Source organism: Seohaeicola nanhaiensis (assembly GCF_042654245.1).
GTDB lineage: Bacteria > Pseudomonadota > Alphaproteobacteria > Rhodobacterales > Rhodobacteraceae > Seohaeicola_A > Seohaeicola_A nanhaiensis.
In genome coordinates this window covers 64,787-87,501 of sequence record NZ_JBHSGI010000002.1, presented here as the reverse complement: position 1 = coordinate 87,501, position 22,715 = coordinate 64,787, and the positions used below count along the sequence as shown (strand labels likewise).

At 63.9% G+C, this 22,715-nt stretch carries 28 protein-coding genes and 1 pseudogene; 13 read left to right on the top strand and 16 right to left on the bottom strand.

Annotation, left to right across the window (positions count from 1 at the left end):
- Positions 1–61: 61 nt before the first annotated feature.
- From ACFO5X_RS00530 to ACFO5X_RS00505, 6 genes are all read left to right on the top strand, one after another.
- The gene (locus ACFO5X_RS00530) at positions 62–688 is read left to right on the top strand and encodes an ATP-dependent Clp protease proteolytic subunit (protein WP_380714885.1); all 627 of its coding nucleotides are present in this window, start codon (positions 62–64) and stop codon (positions 686–688) included.
- 140 nt (positions 689–828) lie between these two features.
- Complete coding sequence (gene clpX, locus ACFO5X_RS00525; RefSeq protein WP_380714883.1) at positions 829–2,094, top strand: ATP-dependent Clp protease ATP-binding subunit ClpX; 1,266 nt, start codon at positions 829–831, stop codon at positions 2,092–2,094.
- Between the two features lie 75 nt (positions 2,095–2,169).
- Positions 2,170–2,532: a RidA family protein gene (locus tag ACFO5X_RS00520; protein WP_380714882.1), complete on the top strand. Its 363-nt coding sequence runs from the start codon at positions 2,170–2,172 to the stop codon at positions 2,530–2,532.
- A 94-nt stretch (positions 2,533–2,626) separates the two neighbouring features.
- Entirely contained in the window at positions 2,627–3,010 is a 384-nt protein-coding gene (locus ACFO5X_RS00515; protein ID WP_380714880.1) for an NADH:ubiquinone oxidoreductase subunit NDUFA12, read from the top strand.
- A 20-nt stretch (positions 3,011–3,030) separates the two neighbouring features.
- Positions 3,031–3,510 carry an outer membrane lipid asymmetry maintenance protein MlaD gene (gene mlaD, locus ACFO5X_RS00510; protein ID WP_380714878.1) on the top strand — a complete coding sequence of 160 codons (480 nt, stop codon included), beginning with the start codon at positions 3,031–3,033 and terminating at the stop codon, positions 3,508–3,510.
- A complete protein-coding gene (locus ACFO5X_RS00505; protein WP_380714876.1) occupies positions 3,507–3,872 on the top strand; it encodes a DUF2155 domain-containing protein in 366 nt (121 codons plus the stop codon). The genes mlaD and ACFO5X_RS00505 overlap by 4 nt, the downstream gene beginning before the upstream one ends.
- On the opposite strand, the gene aat is transcribed toward ACFO5X_RS00505, so the two are convergent.
- The 10 genes and pseudogenes from aat to ACFO5X_RS00460 form a co-directional block, all read right to left on the bottom strand.
- Positions 3,836–4,468, bottom strand: coding sequence for a leucyl/phenylalanyl-tRNA--protein transferase (gene aat / locus ACFO5X_RS00500; protein ID WP_380714874.1), 633 nt, complete (start codon positions 4,466–4,468; stop codon positions 3,836–3,838). The genes ACFO5X_RS00505 and aat overlap by 37 nt on opposite strands.
- 24 nt (positions 4,469–4,492) lie before the next feature.
- Positions 4,493–5,845, bottom strand: a complete 1,353-nt coding sequence (accC, locus tag ACFO5X_RS00495; protein WP_380714872.1) for an acetyl-CoA carboxylase biotin carboxylase subunit — start codon at positions 5,843–5,845, stop codon at positions 4,493–4,495.
- Between the two features lie 12 nt (positions 5,846–5,857).
- On the bottom strand, positions 5,858–6,349 hold the full coding sequence (gene accB / locus ACFO5X_RS00490; RefSeq protein ID WP_380714870.1) for an acetyl-CoA carboxylase biotin carboxyl carrier protein: 492 nt from the start codon (positions 6,347–6,349) through the stop codon (positions 5,858–5,860).
- A 144-nt stretch (positions 6,350–6,493) separates the two neighbouring features.
- Positions 6,494–6,787 carry a hypothetical protein gene (locus ACFO5X_RS00485; RefSeq protein WP_380714868.1) on the bottom strand — a complete coding sequence of 98 codons (294 nt, stop codon included), beginning with the start codon at positions 6,785–6,787 and terminating at the stop codon, positions 6,494–6,496.
- Between the two features lie 133 nt (positions 6,788–6,920).
- Positions 6,921–7,676, bottom strand: a complete 756-nt coding sequence (locus ACFO5X_RS00480; RefSeq protein WP_380714867.1) for an ABC transporter ATP-binding protein — start codon at positions 7,674–7,676, stop codon at positions 6,921–6,923.
- A 12-nt stretch (positions 7,677–7,688) separates the two neighbouring features.
- Positions 7,689–7,820: an ABC transporter ATP-binding protein C-terminal domain-containing protein gene (locus ACFO5X_RS26225; protein WP_417765072.1), complete on the bottom strand. Its 132-nt coding sequence runs from the start codon at positions 7,818–7,820 to the stop codon at positions 7,689–7,691.
- 153 nt (positions 7,821–7,973) lie between these two features.
- Positions 7,974–8,342: pseudogene (locus ACFO5X_RS26220) on the bottom strand (ATP-binding cassette domain-containing protein); the annotation flags it as partial.
- Between the two features lie 114 nt (positions 8,343–8,456).
- The gene (locus ACFO5X_RS00470; protein ID WP_380714863.1) at positions 8,457–9,659 is read right to left on the bottom strand and encodes a branched-chain amino acid ABC transporter permease; all 1,203 of its coding nucleotides are present in this window, start codon (positions 9,657–9,659) and stop codon (positions 8,457–8,459) included.
- Between the two features lie 3 nt (positions 9,660–9,662).
- Complete coding sequence (locus ACFO5X_RS00465; RefSeq protein ID WP_380714861.1) at positions 9,663–10,712, bottom strand: branched-chain amino acid ABC transporter permease; 1,050 nt, start codon at positions 10,710–10,712, stop codon at positions 9,663–9,665.
- A 127-nt stretch (positions 10,713–10,839) separates the two neighbouring features.
- Complete coding sequence (locus ACFO5X_RS00460) at positions 10,840–12,180, bottom strand: substrate-binding protein (RefSeq protein ID WP_380714860.1); 1,341 nt, start codon at positions 12,178–12,180, stop codon at positions 10,840–10,842.
- A gap of 234 nt (positions 12,181–12,414) precedes the next feature.
- On the opposite strand from ACFO5X_RS00460, the gene ACFO5X_RS00455 reads away from it, so the two are divergent.
- From ACFO5X_RS00455 to ACFO5X_RS00435, 5 genes are all read left to right on the top strand, one after another.
- On the top strand, positions 12,415–13,722 hold the full coding sequence (locus ACFO5X_RS00455) for a helix-turn-helix domain-containing protein (protein ID WP_380714859.1): 1,308 nt from the start codon (positions 12,415–12,417) through the stop codon (positions 13,720–13,722).
- A gap of 94 nt (positions 13,723–13,816) precedes the next feature.
- On the top strand, positions 13,817–14,200 hold the full coding sequence (locus tag ACFO5X_RS00450) for a response regulator transcription factor (RefSeq protein WP_380714858.1): 384 nt from the start codon (positions 13,817–13,819) through the stop codon (positions 14,198–14,200).
- Entirely contained in the window at positions 14,197–14,496 is a 300-nt protein-coding gene (locus tag ACFO5X_RS00445) for a hypothetical protein (RefSeq protein WP_380714857.1), read from the top strand. Before ACFO5X_RS00450 ends, ACFO5X_RS00445 begins: the two co-directional genes overlap by 4 nt.
- A 1-nt stretch (position 14,497) precedes the next feature.
- Positions 14,498–17,176: an ATP-binding protein gene (locus ACFO5X_RS00440; protein ID WP_380714856.1), complete on the top strand. Its 2,679-nt coding sequence runs from the start codon at positions 14,498–14,500 to the stop codon at positions 17,174–17,176.
- A gap of 72 nt (positions 17,177–17,248) precedes the next feature.
- Entirely contained in the window at positions 17,249–18,385 is a 1,137-nt protein-coding gene (locus ACFO5X_RS00435) for a FliM/FliN family flagellar motor C-terminal domain-containing protein (protein WP_380714854.1), read from the top strand.
- 6 nt (positions 18,386–18,391) lie between these two features.
- Here the strand turns inward: ACFO5X_RS00435 and ACFO5X_RS00430 are convergent, their stop codons facing one another.
- Genes ACFO5X_RS00430 through ACFO5X_RS00415 form a run of 4 tightly spaced genes read right to left on the bottom strand, consistent with a single transcriptional unit; the run spans position 18,392 to position 20,563 of the window.
- A complete protein-coding gene (locus ACFO5X_RS00430) occupies positions 18,392–18,817 on the bottom strand; it encodes a protein tyrosine phosphatase family protein (RefSeq protein ID WP_380714852.1) in 426 nt (141 codons plus the stop codon).
- Between the two features lie 11 nt (positions 18,818–18,828).
- Positions 18,829–19,260 (bottom strand): DUF6691 family protein, encoded by a 432-nt coding sequence (locus ACFO5X_RS00425; protein ID WP_380714850.1) that lies wholly within the window; start codon positions 19,258–19,260, stop codon positions 18,829–18,831.
- Between the two features lies 1 nt (position 19,261).
- Positions 19,262–19,651, bottom strand: a complete 390-nt coding sequence (locus ACFO5X_RS00420; RefSeq protein WP_380716352.1) for a YeeE/YedE family protein — start codon at positions 19,649–19,651, stop codon at positions 19,262–19,264.
- 48 nt (positions 19,652–19,699) lie between these two features.
- Complete coding sequence (locus tag ACFO5X_RS00415) at positions 19,700–20,563, bottom strand: MBL fold metallo-hydrolase (protein ID WP_380714848.1); 864 nt, start codon at positions 20,561–20,563, stop codon at positions 19,700–19,702.
- A gap of 261 nt (positions 20,564–20,824) precedes the next feature.
- Between ACFO5X_RS00415 and ACFO5X_RS00410 the strand changes: the two genes are divergently transcribed.
- Positions 20,825–21,040 (top strand): hypothetical protein, encoded by a 216-nt coding sequence (locus ACFO5X_RS00410; RefSeq protein ID WP_380714847.1) that lies wholly within the window; start codon positions 20,825–20,827, stop codon positions 21,038–21,040.
- Between the two features lie 26 nt (positions 21,041–21,066).
- Here ACFO5X_RS00410 and ACFO5X_RS00405 read toward each other — a convergent pair whose 3' ends face one another.
- Positions 21,067–21,285, bottom strand: a complete 219-nt coding sequence (locus ACFO5X_RS00405) for a hypothetical protein (protein WP_380714844.1) — start codon at positions 21,283–21,285, stop codon at positions 21,067–21,069.
- Between the two features lie 141 nt (positions 21,286–21,426).
- On the opposite strand from ACFO5X_RS00405, the gene ACFO5X_RS00400 reads away from it, so the two are divergent.
- Positions 21,427–21,699 carry a DUF2312 domain-containing protein gene (locus ACFO5X_RS00400; RefSeq protein ID WP_380714841.1) on the top strand — a complete coding sequence of 91 codons (273 nt, stop codon included), beginning with the start codon at positions 21,427–21,429 and terminating at the stop codon, positions 21,697–21,699.
- A 15-nt stretch (positions 21,700–21,714) separates the two neighbouring features.
- Here ACFO5X_RS00400 and ACFO5X_RS00395 read toward each other — a convergent pair whose 3' ends face one another.
- Positions 21,715–22,590: a hypothetical protein gene (locus ACFO5X_RS00395; RefSeq protein WP_380714840.1), complete on the bottom strand. Its 876-nt coding sequence runs from the start codon at positions 22,588–22,590 to the stop codon at positions 21,715–21,717.
- Positions 22,591–22,715 lie beyond the last annotated feature (125 nt).

Here is a 22,715-nt window from a genome sequence, read left to right as displayed (position 1 = left end):
CACTAAGACTGTGTTAGCACCTTAGGCGTAAGCATTCACGCGACAGGAATGAGGCAGGCCCATGTTCGACCCGATCGACAAACTGACAAACTTCATCATCCCGACGGTGGAAGAGACCACCTCGCGCGGATCCATTCGCTATGACATCTTCTCGCGCCTTCTGAAGGAACGGATCATTTTCGTTGCCGGTCCTGTACACGACGAGATGGCGACCGTGATCGTGGCGCAGCTGCTGTTCCTCGAGGCCGAGAACCCCTCGAAGGAAATTTCGATGTATATCAACAGTCCGGGCGGGGTGGTTACCTCGGGACTGTCGATTTATGACACGATGCAGTACATTCGTCCCAAGATCTCGACAGTTTGCATCGGTCAGGCCGCATCGATGGGTTCGGTCCTTCTGGCCGGCGGGGCGCCTGGAATGCGCTTTTCGCTGCCGAACGCGCGGATCATGGTCCACCAGCCCTCGGGCGGATACCGTGGCCAGGCTTCGGACATCATGATTCACGCCGCCGAGACGCAGAAACTCAAGGACCGGCTGTACGAAATCTACGTCAAGCACACGGGCCGGACGAAGGAAGATGTCGAAAAGGCGCTGGACCGCGACAACTTCATGTCCCCGGAAGAGGCGAAGGCCTGGGGTCATATCGACGAGATCGTCGAAAACCGCGAAAAGGCGGCATCCAGCTAAATGGGTGCCGGCACCACCGACCCTCGCGTTATTTGCGATTGTGGTGCCCTGGTCCCTGTCCTAAGCTTGACGCCAAGCAGACGGACGGAACCCCGACAGGCAAGCGGGACATGACGAACTTCGAAGCCGAAAGGTAGGCCATGGCAACGAATTCCAGTGGCGACAGCAAGAACACACTCTACTGCAGTTTCTGCGGGAAGAGTCAGCACGAAGTGCGCAAGCTGATCGCCGGTCCGACAGTGTTCATCTGCGACGAATGCGTCGAACTCTGCATGGACATCATTCGGGAAGAGACCAAGGCCAGCGGGCTTAAGTCTTCGGACGGCGTTCCGACACCGCGCGACATCTGCGACGTGCTGGACGATTACGTCATCGGCCAGTCACGGGCCAAGCGGGTGCTCTCGGTCGCGGTTCACAACCACTACAAACGTCTGAACCACTCGGCCAAGGCCTCGGATATCGAACTCAGCAAGTCGAACATCCTGCTGATCGGCCCGACGGGCTGCGGCAAGACGCTGCTGGCGCAGACGCTGGCGCGCATCCTCGATGTGCCCTTCACGATGGCCGACGCCACCACGCTGACCGAAGCCGGTTACGTGGGCGAGGATGTGGAGAACATCATCCTCAAGCTGCTGCAGGCCAGTGAATACAACGTCGAACGGGCGCAGCGCGGCATCGTCTATATCGACGAGGTCGACAAGATCACCCGCAAGTCGGAAAACCCTTCGATCACCCGCGACGTCAGCGGCGAGGGCGTGCAGCAGGCACTGCTGAAGCTGATGGAAGGCACCGTGGCCTCGGTGCCGCCGCAGGGCGGGCGCAAGCATCCCCAGCAGGAATTCCTGCAGGTGGACACGACCAACATCCTGTTCATCTGTGGCGGCGCCTTCTCGGGGCTGGAAAAGATCATCGCAGCGCGGGGCAAGGGCTCGGCCATGGGCTTCGGTGCCGATGTGCGCGACAATGATGCGCGCGGCGTGGGCGAGATCTTTACCGATCTCGAACCCGAAGACCTGCTCAAGTTCGGTCTGATCCCGGAATTCGTGGGCCGTCTGCCGGTTCTCGCGACGCTGGAAGACCTCGACGAAGATGCGCTGGTGACCATCCTGACCGAGCCGAAGAACGCTTTGGTCAAGCAGTACCAGCGCCTGTTCGAGATCGAGAACACCGAACTGACCTTCACCGATGACGCGCTGACGGCCATCGCCAAGCGGGCGATTGAGCGCAAGACCGGCGCGCGCGGGCTGCGCTCGATCCTGGAAGAGATTCTGCTCGACACCATGTTCGAACTGCCGAGCCTGCCCAGCGTGACCGAGGTTGTGGTCAACGAAGAGGCCGTCGTCTCGGACGCCAAGCCGCTGATGATCCACGCGGATGCCGAAAAGGGCTCGGCCTCGGCCGGCTGAGCCACCGTCGACCCCATTTGCGGGCACCCTGCCAGTCCGGCAGAGTGCCCACACCACCAAGCACAGGGGGCGATCATGACCATTCGACGCATTCATTCCGGCGGCGCCTATGAGGCCAAAATCGGCTATTGCCGCGCGGTCGTCGCGGGAGGATTCGTCCATGTGGCCGGAACGGTCGGGCAGGGGGAGACCGTGGTGGACCAATGCCGTTCGGCACTGGGCATCATCGCCAAGGCCCTGACCGAGGCCGGCAGCGGACTGGAGCATGCCGTGCGCGTGACCTACTATCTTCCGGATGCCGCTGAATTTGAACCCTGCTGGCCGCTTCTGCGCGAGGCTTTCGGCGCCAATCCGCCCGCCGCGACCATGATCGAAGCCAATCTGATCGACCCCTCCTTCCGGATCGAGATCGAGGTGACCGCGCTCTTGCCGGCCTGAGACATTTCCGCCGGCCCGCCCGTTCGAACCGATCCAGACTGGACCTTTGCGGGCAATTGGGCCATATCGAAGCAAGGCTTGGAACGAGGCATTCATGGGCATCCTGAACACGTTGCTGCGCGCTTTCACCTGGTGGAACGGGCAGACGCTGAACACGCAGCTCTTCACCTGGCGCAAGGGCATCGAGGTGGGGAAAGACACGCAGGGCAACGTCTTTTATCGCAATGCCGATGACAGCAAGCGCTGGGTCATCTTCAACGGCGAGGTCGAGGCCAGCCGGATAGACCCGGAATGGCACGGCTGGCTGCACCGCACCTGGGCCGAGCCACCAACGTCACGGCCTTTGGTCCACAAGGCCTGGGAGAAGCCGCATCAGGTGAACCTGACAGGATCGCCGCTGGCCTATGTGCCCGCAGGATCGCTTCGACGGGCTGATCCGGTGGAGCGCAAGGACTACGAGGCCTGGAGCCCGGAATAATCGCGGGCCAGAGAGTAGACATGAGCACGCATAACACAACGGAAGTGCTGGTCGGAGGCGCCGTTCTGGCGGCCGCGCTGGCCTTCGGCTTTTACACGGTCCAAACTACGGGTCTCAGCAAATCGTCTTCGGGTTACGAGCTGGCCGCCTCCTTCCGCTCGCTCGAAGGGGTGACTGTGGGCACCGATGTGCGCCTGGCCGGGGTCAAGATCGGCACCGTGACGGATGTCGCGCTGAACCCGACGACCTATCGCGCCGACACCCGGTTCTCGGTTTCCAACGGAATCGAGATTCCAGACGACAGCGCCGCAGTGATTTCATCGGAGGGACTTCTGGGCGGGAACTTTCTGGAAATCATGCCTGGCGGGTCGCTCGACTATCTCGAGGCAGGCGGGATCATCGAAGACACCCAGGGCGCGGTCAGCCTGATCCAGCTGCTGGTCAAGTTCGTTGGCGGCGGCGGGGACAGCGCCGCCTCCGACGACGCTGCGTCCCAGTGAAACCCGTCTTCGCCCTGCTGCTCGCGCTCGCCTTGCCGGCGACCGCGCAGGAAAAGTCGACCGAAGTCACGTCCGGAGCCGGCGCGGTGTTGCGCGGGCTCGACAAGGTGAACGGACAGACCGTCGATGTCGAAGTGAACAGCGGCGGAACCCAGGCCGTATTCGGGCTCGAGGTCCAACTGGCCGACTGCCGGTATCCGGTCAACAACCCGACCGGCGATGCCTTTGCGTATCTCACGATCCGCGATCAGAATGCGCCCGAGGTGCGCTTTCAGGGGTGGATGATCGCCTCCGCGCCAGCCCTGAACGCACTGGACCACAACCGTTATGACGTCTGGGTATTGCGCTGTATCACGTCCTGAGGCGTGCCGAGCGCGGGCCCGAGGAAATCGGCGGCGCGTGGGAGCGCGCGTTCCAGCCGACGGTGATATTCCGCGCGGCTGATCTCCATGGCGCCCAGTGAGGCGAGGTGATCGGTCAAAAACTGCGTGTCGAACAGCTGGAAACCGGCCTGGCGCAGGTGGTCTACCAGATGGGCGAGTGCGATCTTCGAGGCATCCGTCCGTCGCGAGAACATGCTCTCACCGAAGAAGGCCGCACCCAGCGTCACGCCATAGACACCGCCGGTCAGTTGTCCGTCCTGCCAGACCTCCAGTGAGTGGGCAGAGCCGCGACGGAACAGTTCGATATAGATCTCGCGGATTTCCGCATTGATCCAGGTTTCTGCGCGATCGGCGCAGCCGTCCACCACGCCGGCAAAATCCTCGTTCAGGGCGATCCGGTAGCCGCCGCGCCGCATCCGCCGCGCCAGGGAACGAGAGATGTGGAAACGGTCCAGCGGGAAGATGCCCCGCCTGCGCGGATCCACCCAGAACACCTCGGGGTCGTTGCGATGGGCGGCCATCGGGAAGATCCCGATGGAATAACCGTGCAGAAGAAGGTCGGGACTTAGCTCCATCGCGCGCTTGTCGCCGGCGGCGCCTTACGCTCCGCCGAGATGGGTTTCGAGCCAGTGCTCCAGCCAGTGGATGTTGTAGCTGCCCTCAAGAATTTCGGGCTCCTGCAACAGCGCATGAAACAGAGGCACGGTGGTGTCGACGCCATCGACGATCAGTTCACCCAGCGCGCGCGAGAGGCGAGCGAGCGCTTCGGGCCGGTCGCGGCCGTGCACGATCAGCTTGCCGATCAGCGAGTCGTAGTAGGGCGGAATGCGATAGCCGTCGTACAACGCCGAATCCATTCGCACGCCAAGGCCGCCCGGTGCATGATATTGGGTGATCTTGCCGGGGCAGGGGGCGAAGTTCGGCAGCTTTTCGGCGTTGATGCGCACTTCGATGGCGTGACCGTTGATCTTCAGTTGATCCTGGCTGAACGACATCGGCAGGCCGGCCGCGACGCGGATCTGTTCGCGCACGAGATCGACGCCGAAGATGCCCTCGGTCACCGGGTGTTCCACCTGAAGCCGGGTGTTCATCTCGATGAAATAGAATTCGCCGTTCTCGTAGAGAAACTCGATGGTGCCGGCACCGATATAGTTGATCCGCGCGACGGCGTCGGCGCAGACCTTGCCGATGCGCGCACGTTCCTCGGGCGTGATGACCGGGCCGGGCGCTTCTTCGAAGACCTTCTGGTGGCGCCGTTGCAGGGAACAGTCGCGCTCGCCCAGATGCACTGCTTTGCCCTTGCCATCGCCAAAGACCTGGATCTCGATGTGGCGCGGCGTGGTCAGGTATTTCTCGATATAAACTTCGTCATTGCCGAAGTTGGCCTTCGCCTCCGAGCGGGCGGTCTGGAAGGCGCGCTCCATTTCAGCGTCATTTCGGGCCACCTTCATGCCCTTGCCGCCGCCGCCTGCGGTGGCCTTGATGATAACCGGATAGCCGATCTCCGCGCCGACCTTCTTTGCCGTCGCCAGATCCGGAACGCCGCCGTCCGAACCCGGCACACAGGGCACACCGAGCTTCTTCATCGTGTCCTTGGCGGTGATCTTGTCGCCCATGATGCGGATGTGTTCCGCGGTCGGGCCGATGAAGGTCAGCCCGTGATCCTCGACCACCTGCACGAAGCCGGCATTCTCCGACAGAAATCCATAGCCGGGGTGGATCGCCTGCGCGCCGGTGATCTCGCAGGCGGCGATGATCGCGGGGATCGACAGATAGCTTTGCGGGCTGGGCGGCGGGCCGATGCAGACCGACTCGTCGGCCATGCGCACATGCATCGCATCGCTGTCGGCGGTCGAATGCACGGCCACCGAGGCGATGCCCATCTCGCGTGCGGCGCGGACCACACGCAGGGCGATCTCTCCACGGTTGGCGATCAGGATTTTATCGAACATTGCGCGCCGGACCTATTCCAGAATGACCAGCGGGGTGCCGTATTCCACCGCGTCGCCGTCGCCGACCAGGATCCGCTTGATGGTGCCGGCGCGCGGTGCCGGGATGTGGTTCATGGTCTTCATCGCTTCGACGATCAGGAGGGTGTCCCCCTCGCTGACCTGAGCGCCGACGCTGATGAAAGACGGGGCGCCGGGCTCCGGCTGAAGATAGACGGTGCCCACCATGGGCGAACTGACGGCGCCAGGATGGTCTGCCGGATCCTCGCTCGCGGCGGCGGGTGAGGCCGGTGCCGCGGCAGGCGCGGCGGCCGGAGCGGCCACTGACACCGCGGCGGGTGCGGGTGCAGCGACAGGAGCCGGGATCATGCGGCTGACGCGGACGCTCAAAGTATCGTCATCGCCGTATTCGCGTTTGACCTGCAATTCGGTCAGGTCGTTGTCGCGCAAAAGCTCGGCAAGGGCCTTGATGAATGCGACATCGGCCTCGTGTTTCTTCTCTGACATGATGGTCCTCGCCCGGTACTGCTTAGGCCCGTCTCGATGCGGGTCTTGTCCTGTGCCCAGCTTATAGGGCAAGGAATCGGCCATGAAAAGCGCTGTCGGCACGCTGTCAGCGGCGCGCCGGGGCAGGACACACCCTGGCCGGCGTCAGGCCGCCGGGCTGGTCATCGCCATCGAAAAGGCCCAGCGGTCCGCAGGGGTGCCGCGCGGCCCTTCGATGTCGCGGGTTTCAAGCGCCTCGGCCTGTGCCTGCAAAATCTCCATGATCTTGCGCTGCATCGCAGACGGCGGGGTGGTTTGCGGTTCGTCGGCCTCCGTGCCCGCGGGCACCGGAACGGCTGCCCGTTGCGCCGGGACGGAAAGCGCCGGCGCGTCGGTCACCCGCGTCGGTTGGCTTGAAAAGGCAGGCGGCAGGACAATGCCGCCAAGATTGATGTTCATCGCGCTGCTCCATCGTTGCATGGCAGCCCTCACCCGCAAGACAGAATGAGGCCACAGGCCCTAATCAAAAGTAAACGGGCGGGCCCGGAGACCCGCCCGTAAAAAGGGAATTTGCCTAAAAATATCCGGTCGCTCAGATCGCCAGATATTCCGCCCGCAGATCCTCGTTCTCCAGAACCTCGGTGGCGGTGCCGTCGAAGACGACGCTGCCCGTGTCCAGGATCACCGCACGGTCCGAAAGTTCCAGCGCCCGCACTGCATTCTGCTCGACGATCACCGTGGTGATGCCCAGTTCCTTGATCGTGATCAGGGTCTTTTCGATCTCGTCCACGATCACCGGCGCGAGCCCCTCGTAGGGTTCGTCCAGCAACAGCACCTTGATATCGCGACACAGCGCGCGGGCGATCGCCAGCATCTGCTGTTCGCCGCCCGAAAGGGTCACACCTTCCTGCTTGCGCCGCTCACCCAGGCGCGGGAACAGCTCGTAGACCCGCTCGACCGACCAGCCGATCGGCGGGGCGATCTGCGCGAGCTTCAGGTTTTCCTCGACGGTCAGACCCGAGATGATGCGGCGATCTTCTGGCACCAGTCCAAGACCCGCCTGCGCAGCCTGAAAGCTGCTCATCGTGTGCAGCGGCTGGTGGTCGAGCCAGACCTCGCCGTGACGCAGCTCGGGGTTGCCCAGACGCGCAATGGCACGCAGGGTCGAGGTCTTGCCTGCGCCGTTGCGACCGAGAAGCGCAAGGATCTCGCCCTCGTGCACATTGAAGCTGACGCCCTGCACGATATAGCTCTCGCCGTAGTAGGCGTGCAGGTCCCAGATCGACAGGAAGGCCGGCGCGGTGGCCGCCTGGTTGGCGTGTTGCGAAAAGTCGGGTTTGACGTTCATGGGAAAATCCTCCTACGCGCTTTCGCCCAGATACGCTTCGCGCACCTTCGGGTGGCCCTTGATCTTGTCCGGCGTGTCTTCCACCAGCGGCGTGCCCTGGGCCAGAACGGTGATCCGTTCTGCCAGGCTGAACACCACATGCATGTCGTGTTCGATGATTGCGATGGTGATGTCGCGTTCGGCCTTGATCTGCTTCAGCAGGTCGATGGTGTTGTTGGTGTCGGCCCGCGCCATCCCGGCGGTGGGCTCGTCCAGCAGCAGCAGGCGCGGCTGCTGGGACAGGCACATGCCGATCTCGAGCCGCCGCTTGTCGCCGCGCGACATCGAAGCGGCATGCATGTGCCGCTTGTCGATCATCTTCATGTCGATCAGCATCTGTTCCGCACGGTCCACGATATCGGATTGCCGGCCAACCGTGGTCAGGGCGTTCAGTTCGAACGCGCCGTCCCGCTTGGCAAAGCAGGGAATCATCATGTTCTCCATCACCGTCAGGTCGCCGAAGATCTCCGGCGTCTGAAACACCCGGCTGATGCCCATCTGGTTGATCTCGTAGGGCGCACGGCCCAGCACCGACTGGCCGTCGAACATCACCGACCCGGTGTCGGGGATCAGCTTGCCCACCAGCACATTCAGCAGGGTCGATTTGCCCGCCCCGTTTGGCCCGATGATGGCGTGGACCGTGTTCTCGGCCACCGAGAGATTGACATTGCTCAGGGCCTGGAGGCCGCCGAAGCGCTTGTTGACGTTCTTGACTTCAAGAATTCCCATCTCGCGCCCTCCTCATTCAGCCGGATGCGACGTTGCGGCGGACTTGCCGGTGTCGGGTTCGGTTTTCTTGGCCTTGCCGCGCACCATCCGCCCAAGACGCTGGCCCCCTTCGACCAGACCGCCCGGCAGGAAGATCACGACCAGCATGAACAGCGCGCCCAGCGTCAACGACCAGCCGCCGCCGACGAAGTGTTCAAGCAGCCAGACCAGCGGATCCTCGATCGGGTCGGGCAGCCACGAGAACCAGCCATGCAGCGTGGTTTCGTTGATCTTCGAGAAAATGTTCTCGAAGTACTTGATGAAGCCCGCGCCCAGGATGGGCCCGATCAGCGTGCCCGCGCCACCTAGGATGGTCATCAGCACCACCTCGCCGCTCGCAGTCCACTGCATCCGCTCGGCGCCGGCCAGCGGGTCCATCGAGGCGAGCAGGCCGCCGGCGAGACCGGCATACATGCCCGAGATGACGAAGGCCGCCAGCGTGTAGGGCCGTGCCGAGAGGCCGGTGTAATTCATGCGCTGCTGGTTCGACTTCACCGCCCGCAGCATCAGGCCGAAGGGCGAGCGGAAGATGCGGATCGAGATATAGAAGGCGACCAGCAGGATGATGGCGCAGAGGTAGTAGCCGTAGTTGAAGTCGAACGACCAGGCCCCCGCCTTCATCGTGTAGGTTTCCCGCATCACCAGCCCGAAGAGGTGCGGCACCGTCGGGTCGGTGGCGCTCTGGAAGATCGGCGTGTCGCTGGAATAGACCTGCAACCCGGTCTCGCCGTTGGTGATCGGTGTCAGCACCGAATAGGCCATGGCAAAAGACATCTGCGCAAAGGCCAGCGTCAGGATCGAGAAATAGATCCCTGACCGCCTCAGACTGATATACCCGATCACCAGCGCGAAGATCCCAGCGACGATCACGCTCAGGATGATCCCCGGCACCACGTTGTAGCCGAGCAGCTTGAACATCCAGACCGCCGCATAAGAGCCGACGCCAAGGAAGGCGGCGTGACCGAACGACAGATAGCCGGTCAGGCCAAACAGGATGTTGAAGCCTATGGCGAAGATGCCGAAGATCACGAAACGCTGCATCAGGTCGGGATAACCCGCGTTGAACTGCGCCATGGCCGAACCCGTCGGGAACGGGTTCAGGATGAACGGTGCGAACAGGGCCAGCACCGCAACGACGATCAGCAGCGTGGTATCTTTCTTGTCGAGACCCAGCATGGATCAGTCCTCCATCACGCCCTTGCGGCCCATAAGGCCACGCGGACGGGTCAGCAGAATGATGATTGCGACCAGGTAGATGATGATCTGGTCGATCGAAGGCAGGAACAGCCACTCCTCGAAGAACACCTTGATCGGTGAATACGAGGCAAAGCTTTCCAGAATGCCGAGCAGGAAGCCCGCCAGCACGGCACCGGGCAGAGAGCCCATGCCGCCGACCACCACCACGACGAAGGACAGAACGAGGAAATCCATCCCCATGTGGTAGTTGGGCGAGTTGATCGGGGTATACATGACACCCGCCAGCCCCGCGACGGCGGCAGCGAGGCCGAACATGATGGTGAACCGGCGGTCGATGTTGATGCCCAACAGGCCGACAGTCTCGCGGTCGGCCATGCCGGCGCGAACGACCATGCCGAAGGTGGTGAACTGCAGGAAGGCGAAGACCGCGCCGATGATCACCGCCGAGAAGGCAAAGTAGACCATGCGCCAGTAGGGGTAGATGACGCTGCCCGGATCAAAGCCCACCAGCGCCCCGAAATCGAACGAGCCGCGAAAGACCGAAGGGGCCGGGGTGGGGATCGGGTTGGCGCCATAATAGTGCTTGATCAGTTCCTGCAACACGATGGCCAGGCCAAAGGTGACCAGGATCTGGTCCGCGTGGGGGCGCTTGTAGAAATGCTTGATGAGCCCGCGTTCCATCACATAGCCGATGACCAGCATGATCGGGATCGAGAAGAGGATCGCCAGCGGAACCGACCAGTCGATCAGCGCGGCCCCGAAATCGTGACCGAACCAGAGTTCGGCATAGGGCGTCCTGATCTCGAGCGGCGTGCCCCAGGCGGTCTTTTCGGTCGCCGAGACCTCGATCCGCTCGAAGGAGAGCAGTTTTTGCAGCGTCACGGCGCAGAACGCGCCGATCATGAACAGCGCCCCGTGCGCGAAGTTGACGACGCCAAGCGTGCCAAAGATCAGGGTCAGGCCAAGCGCGATCAGCGCATAGGCGCTGCCCTTGTCCAGCCCGTTCAGGATTTGCAGGATGATATCGTCCATCGTCCCCACCGATTGCATGTAAGGATTGTGGCCTCTCCGCGCATGTCGAAGAGACCTGTCAGGGCCGCAGACGGGCCATCTGTCCGAAAGATGGACCGGAGCGCGTTGAACGCTCCGGTCCGGATGGTCATGCGCCGGGGTTGCACTGCCCGAGATCGCCACCGGCGAACATCGGGTGATCGGGCGCGTATTCGACCTGGGCGCGCGGGGTGATTTCCACCACTTCCAGCGCGTCGTACTCGTTGGCCGGGCTTTCCTTGCCCTTCATCACCAGCACGTCCTTGAAGCACTGGTGATCCTCGGCCCGATACAGCGTCGGGCCATTGCCCAGACCGTCGAACTCGAAGCCTTCCAGCGCCTCCACCACAGCGCAGGGGTTGAACGAGCCGGCCCGTTCCACCGCATCGGCGTAGAGCAGGGTCTGAGCGTAGCAGGTCTGCGCCGCGTTGGACGGCGGGAAGCCGTATTTCGCGCCGAAGGCCTTCACGAAGGCCTGGGTGCCCGCATCCTGCAGAGTCCACGACCAGTTGGTCGAGCCGAACACGCCCTTTATGTTGGACCCGGCACCCTTGGCCATCAGTTCCGAGTAGAGCGGCACCACGACTTCGAAGTTCTTGCCGTTGGCTTGCTTGTCGCGCAGGCCGAATTGCACGGCCTGGGTCAGCGAGTTGACCATGTTTCCGCCGTAGTGGTTCAGGATCAGCACATCTGCGCCCGAATTCAGAACCGGCGCGATATAGGCCGAGAAGTCGGTGGCGGCCAGCGGTGTCAGCACGTTGTTGACGGTCTGCCAGCCGATGGCCTCGGTTGCGGCCTGGATCGACTCCTGCTGGGTCCAGCCCCAGGTGTAGTCGGCGGTCAGGTGATAGGCCTTGCGGTCCGTGCCATAGGCGTTCTTCAACACCGGAGCAAGGGCTGCGCCCGACATGTAGGCGTTGAAGAAGTGCCGGAAACCGTTCGCCTTCTTGTCCTTGCCGGTCGTGTCGTTCGAGTGGGTCAGACCGGCCATGAAGATGATGCCGGCTTCCTGGCACAGGCCCTGCACGGCCACGGCGACGCCCGAGGAAGAGCCGCCCGAAATCATGATCGCCCCGTCCTTCTCGATCATCGACTTGGCCGAAGCGCGTGCGGCGTCAGACTTGGTCTGCGTGTCGCCGGTGACGAACTTCACTTCCTTGCCGAGGATGCCATTGCCCTTGAGGGCCTTGGACGAGAAGGTGTCGAGGCAGCCGCCGCCGGCGTTCAGGTGCTCGACCGCCAGCTGGAAAGCGCGCAGTTCGTCCATGCCCTCGTCGGCATAGGGTCCGGTCTGCGGTACGTTGAAGCCAAGTGTGACCGAATTTCCGGTCGGTTCGTTGGTGAAGGCGGCGGCTGACGAGGCCGTAAAGATAGTGGGCAGCGCCAGCCCGGCCCCGGCGACAGCGCCGGTCCGCAGCACGCCACGACGTGTGACATCGTTTTTGGACATTAACATCCTCCCTTTGCGTAAAACGCGTGATGCGGCTCCTCAACTTTCGCATCGCGCAGGCACATATGTGCAAATAGATTATGCCGCTGGATCGGAAAACTTGGCAATAAAGTGCTTGATTTGAAGGATAATTTTGTAAATAAATGCACAGCAACGTATCCAATTCTGTAAATTATCTTATGTTGCGTCGCAGAAAGCCGTTGAAACTCCGCGTTTTTCACAAAGAGGTGAACCGTGCCACGGGACAGCCTGACCGGGGCGAGAATACGTGAACGGAGGTCCATCGCGGGATTGCGTCAGGCCGATCTGGCGCGACAAATTGGCGTGTCGGCCTCCTATCTCAATTTGATCGAGCACAACCGCCGCAGAATCGGGGGCAAGCTGCTCAACGACATCGCGCGCGTGCTGGGTGTCGAACCCTCGATGCTGACCGAGGGGGCCGAGGCCGCGTTGATCGCGACACTGCGCGAGGCGGCCGCCGATGCCGGCGCGGTTGCCGCCGAAACCGACCGCGCCGACGAACTCGCCGGACGATTTCCCGGGTGGGCCGAGGTGCTGGCGCTGCTGCATCGGCGCGTCGCGTCGCTCGAGCGAACGGTCGAAACCCTTTCCGACCGGCTGACCCACGATCCGCATCTCGCGGCGTCGCTCCACGAGGTGCTTTCGACCGCCGCCGCGATCCGCTCCACCGCCTCGATTCTGGCCGAGACCGACGAAATCGAGCCGGAATGGCGCACCCGCTTCCACAAGAATCTCAACAACGACAGCCGCCGTCTGGCCGAAAGCTCCAAGGCGCTGGTCAGCTATCTCGACGACAACGACGCCGGTGAAATGCAGCGGGGAGTCCCGCGGGAAGAGGCCGAGGCCTTTTTCGCCGGGCACAACCATTTCTTTCCCGAAATCGAATCCGGCGCACAGACACCGGATGACGTGTTGCGTGAGGCCCCCGATCTGGGCGGCCGCGCGGCGCGTCACATCGCGCGCGACATCCTGCGCCAATATGCCGAGGACGTTGCAGCCCTGCCGTTCGACGCCTTTTCGGCGGCCGTGTCGCGGCTGGGCGCCGACCCCGGCGCGTTGTGCATCGAATTCGGCGCGGAGCTGCCGGCGGTGATGCGCCGGCTTGCCGCAATGCCCGAAACCGTGCTGCCGGGCGGGACAGGGCTGGTGGTGTCCGACGCCTCGGGCAGCATCCTGTTCCGCAAGAACATCACAGGTTTCGCCCTGCCGCGCTTTGGCGCGCCCTGTCCGCTTTGGCCATTGTTCGTCTCGCTCAGCCGGCCGCTGGTCCCAGTGCGCCGGAAGGTCACGCAGGTCGGCCGCAGCGTCGCGCATTTCGACTGCCTCGCCCTGTCCTGGCCGCAGCGCAACACCGCCTATACCGAAGATCCGCTCTATCACGCTGCCATGCTGATCCTGCCGCTGCGCGCAGGGGAGAGCGAGGCCAGCGATTTTCTCCAGGTCGGCAGCAGCTGCCGGCTTTGCCCGAAGGTCAGTTGCCATGCCCGCCGCGAACCGTCGATCCTGCGCGAAGAGTTTTGACACGGGGTCGGGCACAATGCAAAGTTGTCCAAAGGCCAGCACGCCATAGAGCTTGCGGCATCGGGGAGAGGAGCCCCGCGGGGAGGGAAACACGGTGAACAACCGTCACGTGTTGCTGATCGAAGACGAGCCGAACATCATCGAGGCAATCCGATTTCTGCTGACCCGAGAGGGCTGGCGGGTCGAGGCGCATTCGAACGGCGCAGATGCAGTCGAACTCGTCCGTAGGGTCCGGCCCGATCTGGTCATTCTCGACATGATGCTGCCAGGGAAGAGCGGCATGGACATCCTGCGCGAACTCCGCGCCATTGGCGAACTTGCCGGCCTGCCGGTTCTGATGCTGACCGCGCGCGGTCAGTCGCGCGACCGCGACATGGCCGAAAAGGCGGGGGTCAGCCGCTTCATGACCAAACCCTTCTCGAATGCCGAGGTACTTGCCGCCGTGCGCGATCTGGTGGCCCAGGCGTCCCGGCCGTGACCGACAAGCCGTCGTCCGAGGCGAAGGTCGCGCTGCTGGAGCGGCAGGGCTATCGCCGCAGGCGGCTGAGCGATGCGGCCCGCGTGCTGCCGGTGATTGGTGCCGGTCTGCTGCTGGTGCCGCTGCTCTGGCCCGGTGTCGATGAAACCGCCGGGGGGATCGAGCCGGTCCGCACCTCGCAGGCGATCATCTACATCTTCGGGTCCTGGGCAGTGCTGATCCTCGCCGCCGTCCTTTTCGGCCTGGCCGCGCGCCACGATGACAGCGGGATCGCAGACGGCTCGGAGCCGGAATGAGATGGCGCCGCTCAATGTTCTCCTTGCCGTCTGCCTCGGCTATGTGGCACTGCTCTTCACCGTCGCTTTCGTCGCCGACAGGGCCGCCCTGCGCGGCCGGCGCACCTGGCTGCGGTCGCCCCTGATCTACACCCTGTCGCTGTCGATCTACTGCACCGCCTGGACCTTCTACGGCGCCGTTGGTTACGCCGCGCGCTCGGGCCTCGAGTTCGTGACGATCTACCTTGGCCCGACTCTGGTGATGATCGGCTGGTGGTGGGGCCTGCGCAAACTGGTGCGCATCGGCCGCAGCCAGCGGGTGACTTCCATCGCCGACCTGATCTCGGCGCGCTATGGCAAGTCCAACGCGCTGGCGATCTGTGTCACCCTGCTCGCGGTGATCGGGGTCACGCCCTATATCGCGTTGCAGCTGCAGTCGATCACGCTGTCCTTTTCGATCTTCGCCGAGGCCGATCCCGACAGCGCCTTCAACGCCGGCGCCAGCGTGGTCTGGGTGGCCTCTGGACTGGCGGTCTTTGCCATTCTCTTCGGCACACGAAACCTCGACGCCAACGAGCGACACCATGGCGTCGTGACGGCGATTGCGCTTGAGGCGGTGGTCAAACTGGTGGCGCTGCTGGCGGTCGGAGTCTTCGTGGTCTGGGGGCTTTCGGACGGAATTGCGGGGACCATGGCGCGCATTGATGCCTCGCCCATCGGCCACTGGCAGGTCGACCGCGGCCGATGGGCGGCGATCACCTTCCTGGCCGCGGCCGCCTTTGTCTGCCTGCCGCGGATGTTTCAGGTGATGGTGGTCGAAAACGAGGACGAACGCCACCTGCGCACGGCCGCCTGGGCCTTTCCGCTCTACCTGCTCCTGATGAGCCTCTTTGTCGTGCCGATTGCCGCTGTCGGACTGGAACTGCTCCCGCCCGGTTCCAACCCCGACCTGTTCGTTCTGACCGTCCCTCTGGCGACAGGGCGCGAGGGGCTGGCGATGCTTTCCTTCATCGGCGGTTTCTCCTCCGCCACTTCCATGGTGATCGTCGCCGCGATGGCGCTGTCCACGATGGTGTCGAACCACATCGTCATGCCGATCTGGTTCAGCTTCCGCGGCCGCGGTGCGGCCCAGTCGGGAGACGTGCGCAATGTGGTCCTGCTGGCCCGGCGCGTGTCCATCGGCGCGGTGATGGCGTTGGGCTGCATCTACTACCAGCGCTCGGGTGGTGGAACCGCACTGGCCGCCATCGGCCTTATCGCCTTTGTCGGCATCGCCCAGATCTTGCCCTCGCTCGTGGGTGGCCTGTTCTGGCGCGGGGCCACAAGGGTCGGCGCGCTGGTCGGTCTCTGCCTCGGCTTTGCCGTCTGGGTCTGGTCGATGCTGCTGCCCGGCATCGGCGGCGGTATCCTCTCGCCCGAGGTGATGATTCATGGCCCCTTCGGGATCGCCTGGCTGCGGCCCGAGGCACTGTTCGGGATCGCCGGGCTTGATCCGATCGTCCACGCGGTGCTGTGGAGCTTTTCGCTCAACACCGCCGCCTTCTTCGCGGTCTCGCTGATCACTTTCCCCAATCCGGTCGAGCGTTTGCAGGGCGCGCAGTTCGTCAACGTCTACGACCATTCCGCCGGTGCGCGCGGCTGGACCGGCTCGGTTGCGCAGAGCGAGGATCTGATGGTGATGACCCAGCGCATTCTGGGTGCCGACGACGCCCGGGCGCTGTTCCAGCGCGAGGCCGAGTTGCAGGGGGGACGCGGACTGCTGCCCGAACCTACTCCAGAATTTCTCGAACGGCTCGAACGCAAGCTGGCCGGTTCGGTTGGCGCGGCGACGGCGCATGCGATGATCGGTCAGATCGTGGGCGGTTCGTCGGTATCGGTGCAGGATCTGCTGGCCGTGGCGGACGAATCCGCCCAGATGCTGGAATATTCCAGCCGTCTCGAGGCGCAGTCCGCCGAACTCAGCCGCACGGCGCACAAGCTGCAGGAGGCCAACGAGAAGCTGACGCAGATCTCTGCCCAGAAGGATTCTTTCCTCAGCCAGGTCAGCCACGAGTTGCGCACACCGATGACATCGATCCGCGCCTTTTCGGAGATCCTGCGCGATGCCGACAGTCTCGCACCGGAAGAAAAGCGCCGTTATGCCAATATCATCCATGACGAGGCCCTGCGCCTGACCCGACTTCTGAACCACCTGCTGGATCTGTCGGTGCTGGAAAGCGGGCAGGTCAGTCTGAACCTGCGCGATGGCCAGCTGAACGCGCTGCTCGATCACGCGGTATCGGCGGCGCTGGCCGGGTCGGGCGCGCCGATGAAGGTGATCCGCAACCCCGCCGACGAGGCCCTGCACCTCTATTCCGATATCGACCGGCTGGCGCAGGTCTTCATCAACCTGATCGCCAACGCCCAGAAATACTGCGACGCAGAGGCGCCCGAGTTGAGGATCGTGGTGCGGGTCACCGCGGGCGTTCTGGTGATCGACTTCGTCGACAACGGCAGCGGCATTCCCCCCGGCGCGCAGAAAATGATCTTCGAGAAATTCGCGCGAGTCAGTGCCGAAAAGGCCGGAGGTGCCGGTCTGGGGCTGGCAATCTCGCGCGAGATCATGACCCGGCTGGGCGGCGATGTGGTCTATCTCGACGGCGAGGAAGGTGGCGCATTCCGCGTCACTCTGCCCATCGCGCGGGAAATGGCAGCGCAATAGACCCCCCGTAAAGCCTATCGTAACCAAGCGCCGATAGACCCGTGCCAAAGCCGGGATGGCGGGACAGGGGCTATGACGGTCGGTCAGTCTGCATCAGTCAAACATCGCAAGATGGCCGCGGGGCAGGAGGCCGCGCAGCCCGGCGGGCGCTCGGCCGTGCGCGCTCTCAGGATCGGGCTGGCTCGCGCAGCACGCGATGTCTTCGACCTGTCGCTTGCCGTGATCGGCGCCACGCAGTCGCGCTGCGCGCAGGCTATGCTGGCCCGGACGCTGGGCGAGGGACGAATGCTGCTCCTGCTCGACGGCCCTGATGCGCTGACGGGTGCGGTCGCAGTCGACCGCGACAGCCTGTCCGCCATCATCCAGCAACAGACGACCGGCAAGCTGACCACGGGCGAGGTCGCGGAACGTGCCTTCACCAGTACCGATGCGGCCCTCGTCGCGCCGCTGATTGACGCGGCCCTGCAACGTGCCGCCGCCATCGCGGACATCCTGCCCGACAAGCGGTGCCTCACCGGCTATCGCTTTGGCGCGCGGGCCGAGGATATGCGCAGCCTGCTGCTCGCCATCGAATCCGAACGGTTCCGGATATTCGACCTCACGCTCGAATTCGGCGGTGGGGTGCGTCAGGGCCGCTGGTGCCTGGCCCTTCCCGAACCGGAGATGCCCGCCGCGCCCGACGGCGATATTCCGTCCGGTCCCCGCCTCGACCGGGTTGCCGGTGCAGCGCGGGCAGAGCTCTCGGCGGTGATCGGCCACCTGCGGCTGCCGCTGGCGGATCTGGCCCGCATGCGGCCGGGCGACCTTCTGCCCCTGCACACCAGACATCTCGACCGCGCCGATCTGATCGCCATCAACGGCGAGCGCATCGCCAGCGCGCGGCTTGGCCAGATCGGGGGTATGCGTGCCCTGCGCCTGAACGAAACCGCGGAACGCACGATGCCCCGGCCCGAGGTCGAGTTTCACGCCGGTCCGCTGCCGCAGTCCGCGGCAATGGGGGGCATGTCGGCGGCGATGCCGTCCCTGTCGTCACTGGAAGAGGCCGGTGCGATGCCCATGGACATGGCGATGCGTATGCCCAGCCTGCCGACATTGCCCGACATCGGTGGCGGCTACGACGATGCCTTGACCAGTCTCAGCCCTGCGCAGGCCGCGCTGGAAATCTCGGAACTGGCCGGCCTGTCGCTGGATGAGACCGATGAAAGCTGAGCGTGCTCAGCCCCGTGCCAACTGCTCAACGGCAGGACGCAGATGATCGAGCTGATAGCCAGCGCGCGCCGTCGTGGCGAAAATCTCGTCCGTCGGCATCTTGCCGGCCTGACCCAGCGCCCAGATCACCGAACTCCGCGTCCCCGAGGCGCAATAGGCCAGAACGGGACCTTCCGAAGCCTCGATCATCTCGCGTTGCCGCGCGATGTTCGGGGGGGTCATGGTCTGATGCGTCAGCTCCAGCACTTCGAATGTCAGCCCTGCCGCCTCGGCCGCCTTGCGCATCGCGGCGGCCTGCAGCTCGGGTGGATTTTCGGCGTCTGGCCGGTTGCAGATCACCGTGGTGAAACCTTTGGCGGCGATCTCGGCCAGATCCTCAGGCAGGATTTGGGGAGAGACGGAATAGCGGGGGGTTAGGGTGCGCGGTGTCATGATCGGAACTCCTACGATGCCTTTGCCAACCTGTCCAGTCGGCGTGCGGCCGCCGGGGCGGCGCCCATGCCGATCAGCATCGCGGCCAGAAACAAAAGGCCGCCCGCGCCGCCATAGCTGAGCGAGGCAACCGCCGGTCCGGGGCACAGCCCGGCCAGCCCCCAGCCGACGCCGAACAGCACCGATCCGATGACGAGGCGATGATCGACCTCTCTGGGCAGGTCGTCGGGAAAGCGTCCACCCGCCAGCGGTTCGCGTCCGGGCACCAGGCGCCAGGCGATCGCCATCGGGATCAGTGCGCCGCCCATGACGAAGGCCAGCGTCGGATCCCAGTCGCCGAACACGTCGAGCCAGCCCTGCACCTTGTTGGTGTCGGTCATGCCCGACACGAACAGGCCCGCGCCGAACAATCCGCCCGCCACGAATGCCAGGACAATCCGCATCTCAGATCACCCCCAGCACATGGCGGAACAGCACGACCGTCAAGCCGCCCGCGAGGATATAGAAGACTGTTGCAACGATCCCGCGCAGCGACAGTCGCGAAATGCCGCAGACGCCATGCCCCGAGGTGCAGCCGTTGGCAAGACGCGTGCCGATGCCGACACACACGCCCGCGGCCACGATGATCGCCAGATTCGAGGTCAGATGCGTGCTGATCGGCACCGAGTACAACGGCGTCAGCACAATCGGCATGATCAGGACGCCAGCCAGAAAGGCGGCGCGCTCGGCCCAGGTGCGCCAGCCGCTTCCGTCTACCAGCCCGCCGATGATGCCACTCGCGCCCATGATGCGCCCGTTGCCCAGCAGAAAGACCGCGCCGCCCAGCCCGATCATCACACCGCCGATCAGGCCCCAGATCCAGTCGTGCACCTCGCCCACCTCTCAGAGTTTGTTGACCGGCACCTTGAGGAAGACATTTCCCTTTTCGTCGGGCGGCGGCATGTGTCCGGCGCGCATGTTCACTTGCAGCGACGGCAGGATCAGACGAGGCATCCCGAGCGTCTTGTCGCGGGCATCGCGCATCTTGGTAAATTCCTCGATGCTGCGTCCCTGGCCGATGTGCACGTTCAGCGCCTTCTGCTCACCCACCGTTGTTTCCCAGGCATATTGGTCGCGCCCCGGTGCCTTGTAGTCGTGGCCGACGAAGACCCGGGTCGCATCCGGCAGCGCCAGGATCTTCTGGATCGAGCGGAACAGCGTTTCCGACGATCCGCCCGGAAAGTCGCAGCGCGCGGTGCCGAAGTCGGGCATGAACAGCGTGTCGCCCACAAAGGCCGCGTCGCCGATCAAATAGGTCAGGCAGGCCGGCGTATGGCCGGGGGTGTGCAGCACATCGCCCCTCAGCTGTCCGACGTGAAAGCTGTCGCCCTCCTTGAACAAGGCGTCGAACTGGCTGCCATCGCGCTGGAATTCGGTCCCTTCGTTGAAGATCTTGCCGAAGGTGTCTTGAACCACGGTGATGCGGTCGCCGATCCCGATCTTTCCGCCGACACGCTCCTGAATGTAGGGGGCAGCGCTGAGGTGGTCGGCGTGAACGTGGGTTTCCAGGATCCACTCCACCCGCAGGCCGTTGTCCTGAACATAGGCGATGATCCGGTCGGCCGAGGCCGTATCGGTGCGCCCTGCCGCTGGGTCATAGTCGAGCACGCTGTCCACGATCGCGCAGGCCCGTCCCGCGGGTTCGCGCACGACATAGGATACCGTGTTGGTCGCGTTGTCGAAAAATGCGTGAACCTCGGGTGTCATGGCGGGCCTTTCTGTCTGATCTGTGGATCGTCTTCTAACACATAACATTTTCTGCATGTGTATCAAGCAGCGATTCTCCTCGCGGCACCCGGCCAGCCTCGCCGAATCTGGCGAGTGGCCAGAGCTGCAGGGCTCAAACTACAGTCGTTTTGTCGGAAGTCCGGCGAGAATCTGCCCGCCCGTGAGATTTTTGAAGGATACTGACATGATCCTGTGATAGTTTGATGGGAGTGGGGTCCATGCCAATCAGGGGAGGCTGACATGAGCGAACACGAGCTGTTTTTGACCGCACGCCGGTTGGAAGCATCCATCATCGGGGCACCGGCGGCACGACGCCTCGAGCTTCAACCGCAATTGAACAAGGTGATCGAGCGTCTGGCCATGCAGGGCCAGCAGGTGCCCGCCCGCCTGCGCAACCTCAATGCCGTCCTGCTCGACGAGGCCATCGAAGACCGTTTCGACAACCTGCCGGTCTGACCGGCGCATGAGAGCCTGGCTCGGCGTCAGCCCAGAATGACGCCGACCACCACCAGCATCAGCCCGAACATTGACAGGAACAGCGCCGCGAGGTTCACCGGCAGCACCGCCGCGACGGCGGCGCGCAGCTCTTCATCGCCCAGCCCAGCCTTTCGCGCCTTGCTGACGCGCAGGATGCACCAGACAATGCCGGCCAGACCCATCAGCGACAAGGCGGCGCCGGCCCAGATCATCATCTCGTACATCGCCACTCTCCCTCGGACTGGTCCGTGTGCTAGCGGCTGGGGAACGCTGGCGCAAGCCCGCCGGGCGCAAGCCATCTTGCAGCGCGCGCGGGGGAGGGGTATCCGACACCTCCCGACCCCTTCCAGACGGAGCGCACCCCGATGAGCGACCTTCCCCCCGAAGACAAGACCCTAGAAGCCAACTATCGCATCACCGCGGACGAACTGCGCAGCTTCATCGAGCGGGTGGAACGGCTCGAGGCCGAGAAGAAGGACATCGGCGACCAGATCAAGGAAGTCATGGCCGAAGCCAAGGGGCGTGGCTACGACACCAAGGTGATGCGCAAGGTGATTTCTCTGCGCAAGCGCGAGAAGGACGACGTTGCCGAGGAAGAGGCGATCCTCGAGCTTTACAAGGAAGCTCTGGGCATGTGAGCGCGGGCGCCGTCGTCAGACGGCGATCAGTTTCACGCCCTTGATCCGCTTGATCCGCAGCACGTCCTCGTCATAAAGCGCCGTCAGTTCCTCCACCAGGTCCTCGGTCCAGCCCGGCAGGTCCAGCTCTGCCTCCATCTGCTCGGGGATCGCGAACTTGTCGAGAAAGGCGATCATCACCCGGCGTTTCTGCTTGTCGGTCAGGTTGGGATGCTCGGCCAGATAGGCACGAAACCGGGTCATGCCCTCTTGCGACATGATATCGCGCAGCAGGTCGAAGCCGCCCTTCACCTTTGTGCCCGCCGGCAGCCCCGCCATCAGACGCATCAGCTCGGGCCAGATCAGCGGCGAATCCTCGTTGCACCAGACGGTGATCGGCAGATCGGGCAGATCTTCCCGGATCCGCCCCACCATCTCGGACCAGCGCAGCGTCGCGGGCGGCACCCGTTTCAGCAGATCGGCCCGGCTCTTGCGCGACGCCTTGCCCAGCACGCTCGGCACGAAGGTCGCCGGATTGCAGAGGGCCACGAACATCTCGATGTGGTCGCCGCGGAACAGCTCCACAAAGTGCCGCATCCGCTGGGCCGCCAGCGGATAGAACCCGGCGTCACCGATGGCAAAGCGGGGCGAGCCGAAGAAATGCTGGTTGGACAGGATCATCCGGTCGGCGGTTTCATCATCCAGAATGGCATCGACCAGCACGTCGCGCGCATCCTCTCCGGGCGGCGCCGCCTCCATCGCCGCGAAGCTCTCCTTCAGAAGCGTGCGGTATTTGCCCGGCCCCGGCACCGCGACACCGAGCTGCGAGAAGTCCTCCTTGTTGTTCAGAAGGCACTTGATCAGGCGTTCGTCGTCGGTGAAATGCGCGCCGGTGTGCACGACAATCCGCATATGGCGCTCCGGATCTGGCTTGGGTCTGGCTCGGACCTTGGGGTAACGGCTTGACCCGCGACAGTCAAACCCCATTGCGCCGGGACGTGGCAAAGCTCTTGCAGCGACCAGTCCTTGCAGGTAAT